Source organism: Chitinivorax sp. B (assembly GCF_005503445.1).
Lineage (GTDB): Bacteria > Pseudomonadota > Gammaproteobacteria > Burkholderiales > SCOH01 > Chitinivorax.
This window is the reverse complement of the sequence record NZ_SCOH01000056.1, coordinates 1-19272: the sequence shown is the minus strand read 5'-3', so window position 1 is coordinate 19272 and position 19272 is coordinate 1. Positions and strand designations below refer to the sequence as shown.

Sequence of the window (19272 nt, the reverse complement as noted above, 5' to 3'; positions counted from 1 at the left end):
GTGCTCCTTTGAGTTGGGCAAAGATGACACGGGATCAGCGGTGTGTTTATAGCACTAAAATCATAAAATTAGAATATCCTAATACTTAATACTAAAAGCCGCTTATCGGTAAGCCAAGCCACTCAACGTAACACCCCACTATACCTGCATGCTTGTTGGCGATTATTGTGCTGGCTGATTTGCCTCATGCTGCCCGCCAAGCCGGTATGGACGTGCCCAACTTTCTGTTATCGCATATAAGATAATTCTATCAATTCAAATAAAATCAATATATTACATTTAAACAAGGCTTGACTGCCCGGGTAATCCGGCCAAGAATGGGCTCACTGAACCAACACCGGCTTTCAGTTCCAACAACCTGCAAGTGGGCTCCTGCATCAGCCCAGTCAAGTGATTCCACCATCCGCTTTCGATGCAGGGTGATGTCATCACGGTACCCGGTCTGAGTCATGAAACACATGTCTATAACGTCCTGTCCCTGACCAGTTTTCAATCAATGCTGCCGCTGCGCCGCAGTGTGAACATTGCCATGCCGCCTCCAACCGGCGTGGCGCCGTTGTCGATGTCTCTTGATGTTGTTTTCCTAACCCAACCTAACTAAGGACGAACACCATGCCGACCAAGTCGACTGGCAACACCAAAACCGACTCGAAACTGATCAAACCCGATCCCGCAACAGATGCCCTCTATGCCACGATCGGGTTCAATCCTGCGACATCCAACAACTTGTTGAACTACACCTCGGCACGTGTACTGAAGCCTGTCTTCAATCGCTATCAGAAAGATGCCAACAAGCCCAAAGTGTTCGGCTATTACACCGATTGGTCGCAATACGACGGCCGCCTGGATAATTTGAATGACCCCAATCAGGCAGGACGCGGTTATGACTTGGGAGAGGTTGACCCGCAGGCCTACGACAAAATCATCTTTGGCTTTCTGGGTATCACAGGTGACCAGGGACCGAAAGCACAGGTGATCCAGAGTGCCGCCAATTCAATGGGCAAACATAATGACGAGATCACCTTTATCGACTTGTGGGGTGATATTGCGGCATGGCGCAACAACCGTTTCACTCAAAGCGAATGGAGCGCTGCCGAGGGGTGGAACATTGGCCAGGGCGGTGTCTACGAGCCCTACATGTACCAAACCAAAATTGCCGAAGGCAAAGCTTTTGGCTTGCTAGGTGGGCTCTATCGTCTGCAACAGCAGGCAGCCGCTCAAGGACATAAGCTGGAACTGGCCTTCAGTGTCGGTGGATGGACCATGTCCGGCCCATTCTCCGATATTGCGGCATCCAGCAGCCGTCGCACCACGTTCATCAATTCGGTAATTGATGTATTCAATCGCTTTCCGATGTTCTCCGAAATTGATATCGATTGGGAGTACCCAGGAGGTGGAGGCGAAGCTGGCAATCCATCCCGCCCGGAGGATGGCCAGAATTATGCGCTGCTGATCAAGGAGCTGCGTCAGGCGCTGGATAGCCGTTTCACCGGCAGTAACCGCAAGAACATCAGTGTCGCCGCAGCCGGCGATCCCGCCAAATTGGCCAAGTCCAATATTCTCGATTTGGTCAACAACGGGCTGGATGGCATCAATGTGATGACCTACGATTTCTTTGGCACACCATGGGCTCCCAAACTGGATCACCACACCAATCTATTGACCATTGGCACCGAGGCCAGCGCCTTTTCGGTAGACAAGGCTGTTGCTTATCTGAAGGATCTGGGCATTCCACCTCAAAAAATCAACATCGGATGGGCCGGGTATTCACGCAATGGTCAGAATGCCGACTTCACCAGCCTATCACCATTAAAGGGCAGCTACCGCCCGACCGGCAGTACCGCGTTGGGCAGCTTCGAGTCGGGTACCAGCGAGTTCAACGATGTGCTGTATAACTATCTGGATTTGGAGGGAAAAACCGGCCGGAACGGTTATACCCTTTATACCGATCAGGTGGCCGATGCAGATTACCTGCACAATGAAACCAGCGGCATGTTCATTTCGCTGGATACGCCACGTTCCGTCTCCGCAAAGGGACGCTATGCCGCACAGCATGGCCTGGGTGGGGTGTTCACATGGACAGCAGATCAGGATAAGGGGGTATTACTGAATGCAGCCCGGGAAGGGGCTGGCTATACGATATCGACACAGGCTATCGATATGTCCGGCTTCTATTTCTCTGGAGAGAATGCGTCATCTGGTAGCAAGAATCAGCCGCCCAAAAAGAAATAACCCAGGCGATTGACAGTGCACCAAGCAGCCAACCCGCTACTTGGTGCATGACCCTTGGCAGGCAACCCATTTTTTCCCTGCTAGCAATAGCAAACACAATGGGAAACATCGCCAGGTGCCTCCTGGCGAACAAGATGTCATGCTACGGTGTCATACGTCTCATCCCGATGAGTTTGCGACACTTCGTCATACCTATATCGCCAGTAACGGGTCGCTGAGCACTCACAAAGTCTGGTTATCGTCCACGAACACAATCCGCGCACGTGGACCCCATTCCCGCAAAATGCGCTGCTCTCGTTCACCGGTTAATTGCAAAAAACCGACATACATGGCATAGCCAGCCAAGGCAATACGCAGCGCTTCGTCAGCAGTGCATTGATGCTCTTCCTGGTGAAGGCGTGCTGCATAATCGATCCGCTGCGTATCCACCTGTTGCATGGCTTCCAGTGCCAATGGGTCATGGGCAGCCCAATTACGTATGGCACATTCCAATCGTGCATCCAGCTGCAACGCCAGCGAATCCAGTACCTGTCGGCGCTTGGCCGGCTGAGCATAGGCGTTGGTCTCATTGATCAGGCGGTCGGTATGGTCGGCACGCCATTTGTCCAGCAATGCCTGTTTGAAACCCTGCATGCTGCCATGATGATGATAGAACGATCCCTTGGTACGCCCCGCAATCTGGCATAAGGTATCAATAGTGAGGGCCGTGTGGCCTTGTTCCCGAAGTAACGAGTAACCCAGCACCAGCCAATCGACATCGGTTGTTCGTACCATCTCAGCCTCGTGCCCATCCAGCCAGCAGTAAACCACTGATTGCAGCAAAGCAAACCCATTGTGGCAATGCCCAGATACCCAATCGCGATACTTTAGCCATTAGTAGGCTCAGGCTGGTAAATGCCAACGACAGGCACAGCAACAGCAGTAGCATCGGCAAATTGGGCTGCCATGCGATGTAACCGATCGCCAGTGCCATCACCAGCAACAGAATGGTCACCATATGCCAACAGTAGTAGCTGGTATATTTTTCAACAGGCCCCAGATCCTGGGCCTTGAGCAAAGGCGCAGCCACCTCCTTGCCTCCTGCCAGCGTATGTAACAAAAAAGTGGCCATCGTGACACCCGCAGCCGACATCAACCATGCATTCATTGTTTACGCCCCCAAAGCAAACGGAAATGGCTATATTCAAACAATACCATAACGTATGGTATGTAGTGACGTCAAATACATAATCGATCAAACCGGCTTACTGCCTGTACTCAGTCATCTGCTGCGGGATATAGCGTCCACCTCAATCCGACCTCCACTTTCACCATCCGAGCAAGCAGATCCAAGGACAAAGCCTGATTGAATGCCCATGGCCCACTCCCCACCTCGAAACCCAGATTGAATTCACGCAGCGTGCAGGTTGCCCAATCAACCTTTGCCTCCCCTGACAAGGCTTCAATCGCAGATAACAATGCTTCAATATTGGGTGCTGGCTCAGCAAACTGCATCTCAGTTTCAAACGTTGCCCAATGCAGACCGTCCTCACCCTGAAACACCTGCAACGGCGATACGCCCGCTTTTGCAAGCGTTTCAGCCAAGTTGTCCAAGTTCCGTGGGGATTTCAAATCCAGGTCGGTATTCAGATATCGGGTCAAATGTTGATCGGTCATGTGTATTTATTCTTGATGATTCCATGCCCCATCAGACCAATGGTTTTCATGCTGGCTCAATTCGGGCCGCCTCGAATTGATACAGCACAAATCAGGCCGGACAGGATTCGCTTAAGATCAGGGTCGAACTGCAACAGGTGAACATCATGACATTCGACCTCGTACTGCTCACCCTGGTCCGTGCACTGCATGTACTGGGTGTTGTCATCTGGATCGGCGGCGTGGCCATGGTCACGATGGTCATCCTGCCGGCCATTCGTCAACGCTTTACCACTGAACAACAGGCCCTCATGTTTGAGCTGATCGAACACCGGTTTGCGCACATCGCCAAGCTGGCTACTTTATTGACAGGGCTTTCTGGCTTGTATCTGACCCACCGTTTTCAGCTCTGGTGGCGCTTCGCCGAACCAGATTACTGGTGGATGCATGCCATGGTCATCGTCTGGCTTGTATTCAGCCTGGTGCTGTTCATTCTGGAGCCACTTTGGCTTCACCGCTGGTTTGCAGAACGCGCCCGACAGCATCCCGTCCAAACTATTACGGATATACAGCGCTTTCACTGGGGGTTATTGATTGTCAGTCTGGTGACGGTTCTGGGAGCGGTAATGGGTAGCCATGGCGGATTATAGCCGTTCACCCTTTCAAGACCGCATCATTATTGCTATATGTAGAAATCAAAATATTAGACGCTCATTATTTTGTGATCGATGCCCTCACCAGCCGCTACCCGTCCCCGCCAGCTTGCACTATGATCCGGTCGATAACTCAAAAACAAGACTGGATGATCTCATGCGCAACATCTTGAAAACCGCTGTTCTGGCGGGTCTGATTGCCTGTAGTACCCTGACCTTTGCCGAGCCGGTACTGACCATTGTCAACGAACAGTACAAGCAGTCACTCGATAAACAGACTTTGCTGAACAGCACGTCCTTACGTGAAATCGATATTCCAAGCGATGTCAGTTACCACAAGCCGATGCGATACAAGGCCATTCCACTGCAACCGTTGCTGAAGCAGGCCGGAATCGATCCTGCAGACATCCTGAAAGTAGTCGCTACCGATGGCTTTGCCGTCAGCTTGCCAGCCCATTTGCTATTGGCCGAAGGCAAAGCAGAACCCTTTCTGGCAATCGAGACCGATGACGCGCCCTGGCCTGCCGTCAAGCCAGGCAAACCCGCCAGTGCTGGTCCCCTCTATCTGGTTTGGCTGAACCCGGAGAAAAGCAGCATCACACCAGAGATGTGGCCCTATCAGGTCGCCCGCATCGACCGGGTTCCCCCGATCGAAACCCGCTTCCCACAATTGTTACCCTCAGCCAAATTGCCAGCCAGCAGTCCAATCCATCATGGCTTTGCCATGTTCAAGCAGCATTGCCTGCCCTGCCATACCCTCAATAAGGGTGGTGATGCTTCACTGGGACCAGATTTGAATGTGCCATACAACCCCACTGAATATTTCCGAGAACCCTATTTGCGGATGATGGTTCGTAATCCACAGAAACTGCGCCACTGGGATAAGGCCGTCATGCCCGCAGTGGATGAAAAATTCCTGTCGGAATCGGACCTGACCGACCTGCTGGAATATCTGCGCCACATGAGTAAACGCAAGGTGAAGTAAACCATTGCCTCGTAAGCTCGCTGATAGGGCTAAGTGTCGCTAACAAGGTTCTTCCAGCGTTGTTGTGTAAACTTGCCGTGCCTACCGCTTGCACGCTTAACCAAAAGTACTTCACAGTGTTTTGCTAGCGGCTCTAAGCGATGCGTGGCTGGTATAATGACCGTTTCGCCGTCGACGTCATGCCATGCCAGCCATCCGCCTACTTCCCGATCACCTGATCAACCAGATTGCCGCAGGCGAAGTCGTCGAACGTCCAGCATCGGCTCTCAAGGAAATCCTCGAAAATAGTCTGGATGCCAGTGCGACCGAGATTCAAATCGACCTGCAACAAGGCGGTATCAAGTTGTTACGGGTAACCGACAACGGCAGTGGCATGGCCAAGGATGACCTGAAGCTGGCCCTGTCTCGCCATGCCACCAGCAAGATCGGCTCGTTGGAAGACTTGCAGCGGGTCGGCACACTGGGGTTCCGTGGCGAAGGCTTGGCCAGTATCGCTTCTGTCTCCCGACTGACCCTGACCAGTCGCCAAGCCGGTACCGATATGGCCTGGCAGGTGGATACGCTGGATGGGCAGATCAGCGAACCAGAGCCCGCCGCGCTTTCTGCAGGTACCAGGGTTGAAGTACATGATCTATATTTCAACACCCCAGCTCGACGCAAATTCCTTAAAACCGAGGCCACCGAATACGCCCACTGCGAGGAAATGTTCCGTCGCATGGCACTGGCTTACCCAGATGTTGCGTTCACCTTGCTCCACAATGCCAAAGCACAATGGCGACTGCCCCGTCAAACACTGGAAAAACGTGTGGAAGCCATTCTGGGCAAAGAGTTCGTCCAGTCAGGGCTAATGCTGGATGAGCACGCCAACGGTTTACGGCTCTATGGCCTGGCTGGTTCACCGACCGTTTCCAAATCCAGCCGGGATGCCCAGTATTTTTACGTCAACGGCCGTTTTGTACGTGACAAGGTGGTGGCACACGCCATCCGCGAGGCTTACAAGGATGTGCTTCACCATGACCGGCATGCTTGCTATGCACTGTTCTTTGAGCTGAATCCGGAAGGTGTGGATGTCAATGTCCACCCCACCAAAATTGAAGTGCGATTTCGCGAATCCCAGCCTGTCCACCGTTTTCTATTCCATGCTTTGCACAAGGCACTGGCCAGTACGACCGCAGGGCAAGCAGCCACGGCGGATAACAGCTTCATTCCACCAGCCACCGACCAGACCAACCATGGCGGAAGTGGTACCAGCCCAAACCAGCCTTACTATCCCCGCTTCGAACAGGCACAGATGCCATTGGCGGCGCATGAGCCACGGAATTTCTATGAAACCTTGTTCGGTGGTGTGAAAAACAGCAACAACACTTTCGCCACCAGCCAATCGGCACCCTCGCCCAGCTTTATTGGTGGCAATACTGCCGTGCTGGAACGTCACACGGACGATGCAGTTGTACCGCCGCTGGGTTATGCAGTGGCGCAGTTGCATGGCATCTATATCCTGTCGCAAATCAGCGAAGGCATGGTTGTGGTGGATATGCACGCCGCGCATGAGCGCATCGTCTACGAACGGTTGAAAAACGCGCTCGATGCCAATGAATTGTCCATGCAGCCATTGCTGATTCCGGTCGTTTTTCAGGCAGATCGGCTGGATGTGGCTACAGTGGAAGAACAAGGCGATATGTTGCCACAGTTGGGCTTCGAAATTGGCGTCGCGTCCCCCACCCATCTGGCGGTACGGGCGGTGCCCACCATGTTGCAACAAGCCGACGCAGCCGAACTGGCCCGCGCCGTACTGAAAGACATTCGTGAAGTGGGTGCCAGCCGTATTCTGACCGAACGCCGTAACGAACTACTGGCCACCATGGCCTGTCATGGGGCCGTACGGGCCAACCGGCAATTGACGGTGCCGGAGATGAACGCGTTGTTGCGCGACATGGAAGCAACAGAACGATCCGGCCAATGTAATCACGGTCGGCCGACTTGGTTCAAACTCAGCCTGAACGAACTCGACAAATTGTTCATGCGAGGGCAGTAAGAGGTAGTCTATGGAGTTGTTGGTTATCAAATTTTTTGGCGCACCCGTTTTCATCGGGCTGGCCAGTATGGCTGGTAAGCGCTGGGGCCAGGCAGTAGCGGGCTTCCTGGGTGGTTTGCCAATGGTGGCAGGGCCGATCATTTTGGCCTTATGGTTGCAACAAGGGCCAGCTTTTGCCGCCGCCGCAGCCCGGGCCATCCCCGCGGGGTTGTTGGCGATTGCCGCCCATATGTTGTTGTTTGGGTTAATGAGCCGCCGCTTCAACTGGCTGGGCAGCCTGTTGACTGGCTGGGCAGGCTTTCTGACCGTCGGACTGGGCTTGGCATGGTCTGGCATGGCAGATGCCGGCTGGGTCAGTATCCTGGCCCTTGCTGCGCTGATTGCGACCGCCCGGATCATTCCCCACCCCAGTGCGCCACCCAAACCAACCCATCTTCCCAAGGCTGAACTGGCAGCACGGATGGGTGCAGCATTGCTGCTGGTGGTCTTGTTGACTACACTGGCCGGGCGACTGGGCACGACATTAACGGGTGTGCTGACCGTATTTCCGGTTGCCAGCTCGGTCATGCCGGCATTCACTTTTGCCACCGCTGGCCGTAATGCACTGCTGGTGCAATTGAAAGGTTTCTGCGCAGGCATGACAGGCTTGGGTGCGTTTGCCATCACGGTCGGTAATCTGATGGATACCATCGGTGGCTGGGCCTTTTGGCCTGCCATTGGTTTATCTGTCGCCACTGCATTAGCAGTCAGCCACATTCTGCGGCGGCTGGAATGATGCAGCCTACCCTCTCCTCCGATTTCACCTGTAGCCAAGCATGAGCCAAACATTTAAGCAGCCTCCCGCCATCTTCCTGATGGGCCCCACCGCCAGTGGCAAAACCGGTGCGGCAGTTGAACTGTTTCAGTCACTGCCCGTGGAATTGATCAGCGTGGATTCCGCCCTGGTCTTCCGCGATATGGATATTGGCACGGCCAAGCCCGATGCCGAGACACTGGCCCGTGCCCCTCATCACCTGATCGACCTGATCAGCCCATTGGAAGCCTATTCCGCGGCACAATTCCGGGCTGATGCATTGCAGTTGATGGCGGAGATCACCGCACGGGGAAAAGTACCGTTACTGGTCGGCGGCACCATGCTGTACTTCAAGGCCCTGGAATCAGGCTTGTCCGATTTGCCAGAAGCCGATCCAGCCATCCGTGTGGAACTGGATGCAGAAGCCGCAGAACAAGGCTGGCCCGCCATGCACGCCAAACTGGCTGAAGTTGACCCCATCACCGCTGCCCGCCTGCAACCTGGCGATTCGCAACGGGTACAACGTGCATTGGAAATCTGGCGTCTGACTGGCGAACCGATGAGCACCCACCTGGCCCGCCAGACCAGCGAGCCTTTACCTTATCAACTCACCAAACTGGCGCTGATACCCAGCGACCGTGCCGTCCTGCATCAACGCATAGCAGATCGGTTCGACCAAATGCTGGATCAGAACTTTCTGGGCGAAATGCGTCGTTTGCAAGCCACCTACCCTGGCCTGCATCTGGATCTGCCCTCAATGCGGTGCGTTGGCTATCGTCAGGCATGGGAACATCTGGCCGGCGAAACCAACTACGCCACCTTCCGGGACAAAGGCATCTTCGCCACCCGGCAACTGGCCAAGCGGCAGATGACCTGGCTACGCGCCATGTCGGATACCATTGTGCTGGATTGCTTGGTACCGGATTTGGTGAAACAGGTAGCACAACACGTCAAACAGGCCATTTCACTCTAATCAGTCAATGAATTGGACACCATTATACTCAAACCATTTCATACTCATGGCTTTGTAGCCAGCATCCTGGTGAGATGCCGATTGAGCAGGTCAAAGTGGGAGACTGGATACCGTCCAAGCTCAGGGTTAGGAAATCTCTGCTACCATGGCAGGTCGTGTGCACTATGTCGTTTTGGGCTTGACTACAAACCACTGAAACGCCGCGCCTACAACATTGAGGTGGCTCAGGATCACACCTATTTCGCCGGCCATTTGAAGGTTTGGTGCCAAACCTGGTAGCTTTAAATGAAAATTGGCCCCCAATCTGCACTGGGAGCCAATCCATCTTGCCATTTGCGGTGTGAGCTAACCGTGTTACACACCTTCAATTTCTGCGAGAAACAAATCTGGCAGCAATTCAGCCAAGCCCACACCCGGGGCGGTTTGCACTAGCTGATTCAGCCATTGATGCAGGTTCCTGGCCATGGCTGCAATGGCGTCAGCTTGGTAGGCATTGGCGTTGGCCTCCAATGTCAGTTGCCAAACATTGTTGAGCACCACCAACGCGATGTTGAAGTCCTTGACCGGGCCGCCTGTCACCGGGCGCATACGACTTTGTACGCCAGCAAAGGATACCTGCCGATCAAATGGCATCAAGTTCACAGCTTGATTGAACAGGAAGGTGTCGGTTTCGAACAACCCCAGGTCACGGCGCATCCAGCCATAGCGATAGTACAAATGTGGCCGGATCGCCCGGAGTTGCTGGCCAGTGGCCTGAACCAATGCCTGCAATGAGTCTTCTGCTTCCAGACGCATGCTCAGCGGCACGATATTCATTGCCATGCAGGGCACGCCCACGGCAGGTGTACCCAAGCGGTTCATCACCGGCATGCCAATAGTAAAGTGCCGCAGGTTGGCCTGCTTCCCCATCCACAAGCCAATTGCCGACAGCATCCAGGCAGCCCAGTCACCACCTGTGACACGGGCAGCTGTCTGTAGGCCGGTGACTTCCTGCTGGGTCAACTCCAGATGTTGTCGAATCGGCTCTGCAGAAGGCTCGCACAGTGGTTCCAGTTCCACCAAGGGTGGCACATCGCTTAGGTGTTGCAACCAGAAATCACGATCTTGCTCGAAACCGCCATTTTGCTTATAGGTGACTTCTGCTTCGATCACTTTATGCAGTTGCCAATCCGGCAAACCCGGTAGTGGCTGCTGGCGCACACGTGCGTTATAGCGCTGTGCGACAGCCTGTTGAACCAGGCTGTAACCAAAGCCATCCAGCACAATGTGATGTACTTGCAGGTACCACCAGTGTTGCGTGGGTGATACCTTCAGCAATGCGGTGGCATACAGTGCATCCTGTGTGACATCGCAGGGTTGGGCGACAGCCGCTGCGATCCAGTCATGGGCTGCCAGGGCTGGATCGGGCTGCCCGCTGAAGTCCAGCCATTGCACTTGGGTGTTGGCAGGCTGTGGATGTTGCCACAGAGTGCCTGCCTCCCACTCAAAGCGCATGTGTAATGTATGGCAGTGGTCCAGTACTTCACGCACCGTGGTCTGAAATGCCACGACATCCAATTCGCCTGTCAGCTCAACGGTTTCGGCAGTCCAGAAACCCGGGCTGTTCTCATCGTCAAGCTGTGCAACCCAAATACTGAACTGCGCAGTTGTGGTCGCCAGGCGCTGGCTATTCTGATGCATGTGTGTTTCCTCTCTAACGTGGGTTGGAATTACCAACCAGCTCAGAAACGCGCCGAAACGCTGGCAGCCAGACGACGGCCTTCGTCCACCATCCAATTACCATCCAAGCCCGCGAAGCGCGAACGCTCGTCAACTGCAATCATCTTGTTGGTCAGATTGAGTACAGCGAAATTCACGTCGAGATTTTTCGAAACAGCCCACTTGCCGCCGAGGTCATAGGTGGTTACACCTGAACGCTCACGCACACCCACTGCGCCATTGCGGAATGCAGCCCAGTATTGCTTGCTGCTGTAATTGGCCGCAGTGTAAAAGTTCCACTGTGCCACCGGTGACCAATCCGCTTGCACGGACAGCTTGTGCTTAGGTGTGTTTTCGATCGGGTAACCGTTGAGCGAACCACCATTGAAGGCAGTCTCGCCGCTGCCTTCGCGTCGTGAGTAGGTCAGCGAGTAATTACCGGACAGCTTCACTGTCGGCAACAGACGCATACCACCCGTCAGTTCCAGACCGTAGAGCTTCACGCGGCCGATGTTGTAGTACTTGTAGATGTTGCGACCAGCGGTGTTGGGGTCCGCCACACCTGTGTCGTAGCTCGATACCTTTTCCTTGAACAGGTTATTGAACAAGGTCACGCCGGCAAAACCGTCGTTCATGTCGTAACGGATGCCCAGTTCTTCAGTCACGCTGGTTTCTGGCTTCAAATCCGGATTCCCGCACAAGGTGCCTGGTGTCGCACCAGCGGGGCCGCCAGTGGTCATGCAATAGCCTGCCGTGCTCTGACGCAAGCTGGGTGCCTTGAAGCCAGTTGCTACACCACCGCGCAAGGTCAATTGCGGGCTCAGTTTGTACACACCATAGAGGCGTGGACTGACGTGGCTACCGTAGCGTTCGTCATCATCCAACCGCAGGCCAGTGGTGACAGTGAGCTTTTCATTGGCGTAATAGGCGTTTTCGCCGAACAGTGCCCAGCTGTGGTTACGGATGCTGTCCGAATTGACTGCATAGCCTTTGGGTACTGCATCCTGCTTGCCTGCACCGCTCAGGTGTGACCAGATGTACTGTCCGCCCAGCGTCAGCATATTGCTGTCTGACGCCCAAGGAATCATCACCTTGCCATCGAATACGGTATTGCGGATGACTGGCTCAATGGGCGACTGACCAACAGATGTCCATTGCTTTTGCGTGCCGCGCTCACCATGAACGGCCAATGTGGATTTACCGAAATTCCAACGCCCTTCGTGGCTAAGGCTCCAATATTCACGTTCGTGGCGGGTTTTAACCGTGGCCGTGCTTGCGGTTTGTGGTGTCAGTTCCGCGGCACTCAGCCCTGGTGTGGAGTAATAGGTCAGTTGCTCCGCGCCGACATTGAGCGTGACATCCTGATCGCTGGCCGGTTTGGCGACCAGTTTCACATCCAGTGTGTTGTTACGTTGGCCATTTGCACCGCTGGTGCTGTTGGCTGGGTAGAAAATGTCGTCTTCAGAACGGTCAAAAACTTTGCCCGAAATCTGCAAACCCAGCACCTCATCCTTCAGCGGACCACCCAGCCAGAAATCCACACTGCGCGAATTCCCTTGGCCTTCTTCCTGCTGCCACACACCACCCACAGTCATGGCGCCGTGCCATGCATCAGGCACTTTACGGGTAATAATGTTGATGACACCACCCATGGCATCGGCGCCATACAACGAAGACATCGGTCCACGTACGACCTCAATGCGCTGGATGGCATTGAGTGGCGGTAGCAACTGGGACTGCACGCCGCCGGTACCACGGTTCATGGTTTCACGGGTGTTCTGGCGTTTGCCATCGATCAGGATCAATGTGTATTCGCCGGGCATGCCACGCAGCGAAATATCCTGATCGTTGGGTGACGCACCCACAATGCTGACCCCTTCGACCGTACGCAACACATCGGTCACCGAGGTATAAGGCTTGGCCTCAATTTCCTTGCGCGTGATGACTGCGATGCTGGCAGGCGCATCCTTGATTGCCTGCTCACGTTGACTGGCCGTGATCACTACGGTGTCGAGTGTGATGGTCTCACCGGATGGCTTCTGACTGGTCACCACCATCGACGGTTCAGCGGCCTGCGCTGACACAGCCGACATCCCCCATACACATGCCACCACGATCGGCTTAAGGCTGAAGCGCACCCCCTGATTGCACATTAAGAACACCTTTCATATCAATAATGAGAATTGTTCTTAATTATACACTCTTGCATCACTTCGAATGTTTGCTTTCCAAGCAAAAATGTTTGTTTTCCAATCAGCATCAATTCAAACCATTGCGCCGTGCCTGTTTGGGTGTCAAACCAAAACGGCGCTTGTAGGCCGTTGCAAAGTTCGCCGCACTGCTATAGCCAGCCATCGCAGCCACCTGTTTGATACTGATGGCATCACCTTCCAGCGCCAGTCGTGCGCGCTGCAGGCAGTTTTCCCGGACAAAATCCCCAATCGTCGAGCCATAGATGGCGCGGAAATGGCGTTGCATGGTGGTTGTATGCATACTCATCCGCTGTGCGATCTCATCCATCGACAAATGAAGCGCTTCTTCGCTGACCAGCAGCTCACGCAGTACAGCCATACGACGGTACGCGCGCGCATCCAGCCCGGCTGCTGTGCACGCTGTGAGAGATGGTGTCGCGGATTCGTCCACGTACCCAGGCAATGAGCGCAATACATCCGCAAGCATATCCAGTGCACGACTTTCCAGATATAAGGCTTGCAAGATAGGGCTTGCGGCAGGCGGACGCAGTATTTGTTCGGCCAGCGCTCTTGCTCTCACTGTCGGCGTCCAGAATGTCAGCGCTAGATGACGTGCGCACAAGCCTGCCAAAGGGGGCGGCAAATCACCCGTCCCAGTCTGGCATAGCGACTGCAGCCATTGTTCCGACAAACACAAGCTCAACTGTCGGGCATAACGGCCAATATGCAGGCGGCGACTGAAACGCACCGGCGTTTTCATATACAACAGAAATGCCTGCGGAAGATCGGGCTGCGCCACATCCGCAGTCGAAGCAGCCAGTTGTATGCGCTGCTGACCATAGGCCAGATCAAGCCGCCCCTCCAGCAGCACGACCAGATACAGGCCCGGAATACACCACCCTTGTGCCAACGCATCCACCTCATCGTGGCCATCATCAAGATGTACCCGCAAACCGGGCCGCAACTCAAACGTACGACAAATATGCGCAGCCAGTGCCACATTAGCTGACTTCATGTACATCGTCTGACCTTCATGCATGTTCAGTGCTTGCTCGCCCCGATCCATCGTTATTCACCTTGATGTCGTACACGTGGGCCTGACAGCAGCAATCGGAACGGCCGATGCAAACCATTTTTACTGTCTATGCAAACAGATACAGACATATCCACTGCACTCACCACATAAATCATATAGAATTAATGAGAATTGTTATCATCTCATCATTAATTACAACATGCAAATATTTAGCCATGATCGACCCTGGTCCATGATTTTGATTACAGTGATCAAATCGTCGCATACTCGTCCCTGTATCGATCACAACAGCAAGCAGGCCAACAGACAACTGATTGCCTCGCAACCTGATGTCGGATACTGATATGGCCCGAATAGCCAAACCCATCTCTTCCCTGCCGGCTCAACCCAACTTGTCTCGCCGTCAAGCCTTGCACACCGCCCTTGGTGGTCTGCTGGGTAGCTGCATGGCCGGGCAGTCTTTTTCCAATCAAATCGATAACGTGAACGACACCGCGCCTTCCCTCACCATGCCAGACGCTGCCATCTGGACATCTGCGCCGGCTTTTAGCTTGCCCAATAGCCGTCAGATCGATTTGCAAGCTGGTGACCGGCGCTGGCGTATTTTTGTATCCCAACCGGCCCATGCGGCCCCCAAATCAGGCTATCCCGTGTTGTACACACTGGATGGCAATGCTCTATTTGGGTTGTTTGCAGCCCTGGCACGTCAGCAGGCAGAACGACCAGATCATACGGCAGCCAATACGCCAGTCATTGTTGGTATTGGTTATCCGATTGATGCAGCCTACGACATGCAGGCTCGCGAGCGCGATTATACGCTGGCCCCGTTGACGGCCGAGCCCGGCCCCAACAGTGCCGATTTGTTCCTGGATTTCATCCAGCACACACTTCAACCCTGGCTGGCTCAGCAGATACCGCTGGATACACAGCGCCAAGGTCTGTTTGGCCACTCCTTCGGTGGCCTGCTCAGTTTGTATACCTTGCTGACCCGTACTTCGATGTTCCAGCACTATATTGCTGCCAGTCCATCCATCTGGTGGGGACAGCGTGCTGTCCTACCTTTCCGGGATCGCTTTATCGCTCAATCACGTGGGCAGGCACCACTTTCGACCCAATTGTTGATTACTGCTGGAAGCCTTGAAGAAAACACCCCACAACTCGATCCAGAACGCCAACGCCGGCAGCAGCAACGCCGTATTGTCAGCACTGCTCGAGACATGGCGCTCAGTCTGAAGGAGGTCCCAGGCCTGCGTACTGGCTTCAAATTGTTGGATGGTGAAGATCACGGCAGTGTGACCCTACGCAGCGCCAGTTTGGCCCTGCATGGGATGAATCAGATCAGGCCCGTTACCAGCTGAACAGATCAAACTCAACGTTACGCGGTAGTGGATGACCTGACATCATTCCTGGCTGGGATGACGCTGTGTGTGACACGCTTCATAGAAGCCGTTCAAGGTCTATGATGAGCAGCCATCTGCGGGGCGAAGGGTAGTGCAAAAACCGGAGTGTATGTGTGATACATGAGGATGTTGAGCAGTACATGAACCCCTATCGTGGTTGCGCAATAAGATATTGAACAGGCTTTTACAACTCACCGCGCTCTTTTAATTGGGCGGCAAACATGTCGCCGGCAAACTGGCTGATCACTGCCCGGGCCAATTTGATTGGCTGCGTATCCTGATCGGTAAGACGTAACAAACTTGGGGCACTACCAATCAGCACATAGACATTGCTATCCGACTGCAACGGTTTGGGTAGCACAATAGTCACGCCGTTTTCAACATAACGTACATGTGTGTATGGCTTACCATCCACCACGGTAGAGTGGACTGTCACAACAGGACTGCTCAACCCGGATAAATCGGGGTCCACCATTGCTTCACCAACGTGCTCGTTGAGATCCAACATATTGGCCGCCATACCCAGAATCCTGTCTGATGACAAATCATCATCGGGATACTGCCGCCGCAGGCTGTCCCATAACAATTTATCCAGTAATGCATTGGCCGTAACAGCCGACTTGTCTACAGATTGATTGGTTGGCAGGGTAGCAAGCTGCTTAGGCAAGCGGGATGCCGGATCAGACTGTTTATCGCAGGCCATCAATAAACTGCAAACTAGAAACAAAGCGCCCAAATAGGCTAGAGGTCGAATCAAACAATGCAGCATCGTGACGATTGTTGTTGGTATATCAAGCAATACGAATCAGCCTGACTCACCTGACATGGCCGGTAAATCAGGCTAGCCCACACTGGCTGGTTAGTTTAAAGGTGGCGTGTTTCCATAGGCGGATTCTGCCAGTTGTCGTGCCTGCCGTCAGAATAATGTACCGGCGCCTCGATCAACTCTCCAGGCGTCACGTTATCCAAGCAATTGACATGTATGGCATAGAATTCCCCCCCAACCTCAGGAATGTTCCCTTTCCCAAAGGAATGAATACCGCACTGCTTGCAAAACAGATGATGCACACTGTTACTGCCGAACTGATAATCAGACAGGCTACCTTCTCCACTGAGCAAGCGGAATGCATCTGGTTTGACAATGGCACTCCAACTACGGGTTTTAGTGCAGATCGAACAATTACACTTGCCAGTACCGGCACTCAAATCAATGTCTGCTTCAAATCGAACCTGACCACAGTGACAACTTCCGGCATAAGTCCGCTTCATGTCGCTCTCCAAGTATGGTTTAACAATCCGGTCATGCCATTATCTAACTGACACCAAACAAAGCGATGTCTTATCAACGCAACACACCTATCGGAAAACCATGCAAGCTGTTGCAAATGCACACAAAATACCTTTCGAACTGCATCCAGAATGGATATCAAGAAAGGCCCAGACGAGATCCACAGCAAACACGCGGTAATCTCAATTACCGCCTCCAAAAATTTAATGCATCGACATCTTTTGATTGAATCCAGATAAATTAAGCAACATTGCGAATTCAATATTCGGAGGCTCAAGATTGAAAGGTTCTCTACCAAATTGCCGCCAGTATTGATTAGCATTCTTTGGATTGCCGCTCGCCAGCTCCGCAACAAGCAATGCCCTAAGTGGGAACTGCATCAATGCAGAATCATCCACTTTCCACGCACCGCCATTCAACAATGTTAGGCTACTTGATTTCATTCCCTGGAAATCACGAGCGCTGATATATCTGAACAGACTAAGCAACTCGCGTAGCGCGGTTCGCTCGTTCATGCAAGGCAAACTCTCCAGCTTAGACCAAAATACAGTTGCAACATCACCACGAATCATGGGGGCAACCAAACTTCCAATTTCATACACCGCCTTGATACGCATTGCCTGTTCACTTGAGCAATGACCAGCTGAACGCAAAATTGCATATGAACTCTTATAGAGTTCACTTAACTCAGTTGAGTCTCCAGACAAGACCATCTGGGTCATCTTTCTTACTAACTCTGCTTGATATGCACGAGATAGAAAACGGCTTGAAGTAACTTGCCTCAGCTCCAGCTCAGGAACCTCAGGAACCAGCAATTCGAGGTATGGAATATCAGCAGTCCCCAATGATGTCAAACCACTTGCATTGGTATTGACGAAACGTGCTCTTGCCGCATGCAGATCAATATAGGGGAAAAAGTCAGAATTAGCCGGCACTGAAATATCTTCGAAAAAAGTATGCAAAAGTTTCCGCGTACCAATCAATCGCACCTTCAAGTCCTCAGCTGACTTCACCCCAACTCTCTCAAGTTCTTTAGACAGCTCAGACTGGGAAAACACAACATTATAATTCCAACTTATCTTATCCTTCTTCGTTGCCACAATGAGCATGTCTGTATTATTTGATCCATACAATACATAATCACCAAAATTCCTGGATAACGCCTTTATCATTGAAGCAACGATATTCATATCCGTTTCATAAATTTGAATCCATTGAACCAGCACCCCATCCTCATTAAGATGTCTGGCCAGGTGACGATAAAAATCATCTGAGAAAAGCGACGATACACCACTGACCCATGGGTTAGATGGCTCGGAAATAATCAAATCATATTTCTTGTTGCCAAGCGAGAAATAGGTCTTTGCATCCTCAATTACAATATTACTGCGCGCATCTGAAAATGTGCGCTCAACACGTTTACCGAAACCCAACTTGGCCAGCCTAACCATTGCAGGCTCAATTTCAATCGTATCAACCCTGACTGGTATCGACGACGACAGAACAGTATGTGTCGTCATACCTGACCCCATGCCAATGGCAGCAATTGTTTGGGGACTTGGATGATGTGCAAACCCGATTGCACCTAGCAAGGCCATGGTGCTTTCGTCTGCTGCCTCGGTTTTTCCGCTCACATCCATACCAGCGTCAGGTTTACCATTGGTTGAGATGATGCGATACCCATCCTGGTTACCGGTTAAACCTATCGTTGCAGTTTTACCATCTTGAATTGCCAACACCTGGCTTTGCTGGGGAATACTCACTCGCCCATGACGGAATACGCCGCCTAGCATCCTTCTCGCATCAAGATCAAGTGTCGAACTGGTGATGACAACTAACCCTAAGCCAATTAATGAAAAGCCCAAGGCACTGTAAAATTTGACCTGTTCCTTATAACGGGTGAATATCCACATACCTACTACAATATCGATTAATCCTCCAAGCAACACTACCCATTTCAGCCCAAGCAGTGGCATGGCCAAATGCACGGCAATCAATACACCTGCAATTGACCCGATTGTATTGGCTGCATAAACATATCCAATTGTTTTCTCGCCATAACCTGTCTTGATTAGCCAGTGCGTAATTAAAGGCAGCGTCATTCCGGCACAAAATGTTGCAGGCACCATCATGATGAATGCCAACACATGACTCATCAATGTATAAGCTTGATACCCATGCTCATTTCTCTGAATGGTTGAATACACCCACTCGATAACTTCAAACGTCTTTGAGTAACCCCTAGGGCGGGATCGAACTTTCATTTGGCATGGAAGTTAGGCTCGCGATGAATCGCCAAATTGGGGAAAGCGCCCAAAATCCCCAGCTGATTTATGCTAAAAGCGTACTTTC

General features: G+C 52.7%; 16 protein-coding genes. 7 read left to right on the top strand and 9 right to left on the bottom strand.

Annotated elements, in window-relative coordinates:
• The first annotated feature begins 612 nt into the window (after positions 1-612).
• Positions 613-2232 (top strand): glycoside hydrolase family 18 protein, encoded by a 1620-nt coding sequence (locus tag FFS57_RS22280; protein ID WP_137940040.1) that lies wholly within the window; start codon positions 613-615, stop codon positions 2230-2232.
• A 222-nt stretch (positions 2233-2454) separates the two neighbouring features.
• On the opposite strand, the gene FFS57_RS22275 is transcribed toward FFS57_RS22280, so the two are convergent.
• The 3 genes from FFS57_RS22275 to FFS57_RS22265 all read right to left on the bottom strand — a co-directional run bounded on the left by FFS57_RS22275 (position 2455) and on the right by FFS57_RS22265 (position 3888).
• Positions 2455-3006 carry a TetR/AcrR family transcriptional regulator gene (locus FFS57_RS22275; protein ID WP_137940039.1) on the bottom strand — a complete coding sequence of 184 codons (552 nt, stop codon included), beginning with the start codon at positions 3004-3006 and terminating at the stop codon, positions 2455-2457.
• Between the two features lies 1 nt (position 3007).
• Positions 3008-3379 carry a hypothetical protein gene (locus FFS57_RS22270; RefSeq protein WP_137940038.1) on the bottom strand — a complete coding sequence of 124 codons (372 nt, stop codon included), beginning with the start codon at positions 3377-3379 and terminating at the stop codon, positions 3008-3010.
• A 110-nt stretch (positions 3380-3489) separates the two neighbouring features.
• Positions 3490-3888, bottom strand: coding sequence for a hypothetical protein (locus FFS57_RS22265; RefSeq protein WP_137940037.1), 399 nt, complete (start codon positions 3886-3888; stop codon positions 3490-3492).
• Positions 3889-4034: 146 nt separating this feature from the next.
• On the opposite strand from FFS57_RS22265, the gene FFS57_RS22260 reads away from it, so the two are divergent.
• From FFS57_RS22260 to miaA, 5 genes are all read left to right on the top strand, one after another.
• Positions 4035-4517 carry a hypothetical protein gene (locus FFS57_RS22260; RefSeq protein WP_137940036.1) on the top strand — a complete coding sequence of 161 codons (483 nt, stop codon included), beginning with the start codon at positions 4035-4037 and terminating at the stop codon, positions 4515-4517.
• Positions 4518-4677: 160 nt separating this feature from the next.
• Entirely contained in the window at positions 4678-5505 is an 828-nt protein-coding gene (locus FFS57_RS22255) for a c-type cytochrome (protein ID WP_137940035.1), read from the top strand.
• A 184-nt stretch (positions 5506-5689) separates the two neighbouring features.
• Positions 5690-7540 (top strand): DNA mismatch repair endonuclease MutL, encoded by a 1851-nt coding sequence (gene mutL, locus FFS57_RS22250; RefSeq protein WP_137940034.1) that lies wholly within the window; start codon positions 5690-5692, stop codon positions 7538-7540.
• Between the two features lie 10 nt (positions 7541-7550).
• The gene (locus tag FFS57_RS22245) at positions 7551-8315 is read left to right on the top strand and encodes a hypothetical protein (RefSeq protein ID WP_137940033.1); all 765 of its coding nucleotides are present in this window, start codon (positions 7551-7553) and stop codon (positions 8313-8315) included.
• A gap of 40 nt (positions 8316-8355) precedes the next feature.
• On the top strand, positions 8356-9306 hold the full coding sequence (gene miaA, locus FFS57_RS22240; RefSeq protein ID WP_137940032.1) for a tRNA (adenosine(37)-N6)-dimethylallyltransferase MiaA: 951 nt from the start codon (positions 8356-8358) through the stop codon (positions 9304-9306).
• A gap of 354 nt (positions 9307-9660) precedes the next feature.
• Here miaA and FFS57_RS22235 read toward each other — a convergent pair whose 3' ends face one another.
• From FFS57_RS22235 to FFS57_RS22225, 3 genes are all read right to left on the bottom strand, one after another.
• Positions 9661-10986, bottom strand: coding sequence for a condensation domain-containing protein (locus tag FFS57_RS22235; protein ID WP_137940031.1), 1326 nt, complete (start codon positions 10984-10986; stop codon positions 9661-9663).
• Positions 10987-11027: 41 nt separating this feature from the next.
• Positions 11028-13157: a TonB-dependent receptor domain-containing protein gene (locus tag FFS57_RS22230; RefSeq protein ID WP_137940030.1), complete on the bottom strand. Its 2130-nt coding sequence runs from the start codon at positions 13155-13157 to the stop codon at positions 11028-11030.
• Positions 13158-13263: 106 nt separating this feature from the next.
• The gene (locus FFS57_RS22225; protein WP_249384123.1) at positions 13264-14262 is read right to left on the bottom strand and encodes a helix-turn-helix domain-containing protein; all 999 of its coding nucleotides are present in this window, start codon (positions 14260-14262) and stop codon (positions 13264-13266) included.
• 314 nt (positions 14263-14576) lie between these two features.
• Between FFS57_RS22225 and FFS57_RS22220 the strand changes: the two genes are divergently transcribed.
• Complete coding sequence (locus FFS57_RS22220; protein ID WP_249384122.1) at positions 14577-15590, top strand: alpha/beta hydrolase; 1014 nt, start codon at positions 14577-14579, stop codon at positions 15588-15590.
• Positions 15591-15816: 226 nt separating this feature from the next.
• Here FFS57_RS22220 and FFS57_RS22215 read toward each other — a convergent pair whose 3' ends face one another.
• The 3 genes from FFS57_RS22215 to FFS57_RS22205 form a co-directional block, all read right to left on the bottom strand.
• Complete coding sequence (locus tag FFS57_RS22215) at positions 15817-16335, bottom strand: hypothetical protein (protein WP_137940029.1); 519 nt, start codon at positions 16333-16335, stop codon at positions 15817-15819.
• A 161-nt stretch (positions 16336-16496) separates the two neighbouring features.
• Positions 16497-16901: a GFA family protein gene (locus tag FFS57_RS22210; protein ID WP_137940028.1), complete on the bottom strand. Its 405-nt coding sequence runs from the start codon at positions 16899-16901 to the stop codon at positions 16497-16499.
• Between the two features lie 222 nt (positions 16902-17123).
• Positions 17124-19076: a spermidine synthase gene (locus tag FFS57_RS22205; RefSeq protein ID WP_171014145.1), complete on the bottom strand. Its 1953-nt coding sequence runs from the start codon at positions 19074-19076 to the stop codon at positions 17124-17126.
• Positions 19077-19272 lie beyond the last annotated feature (196 nt).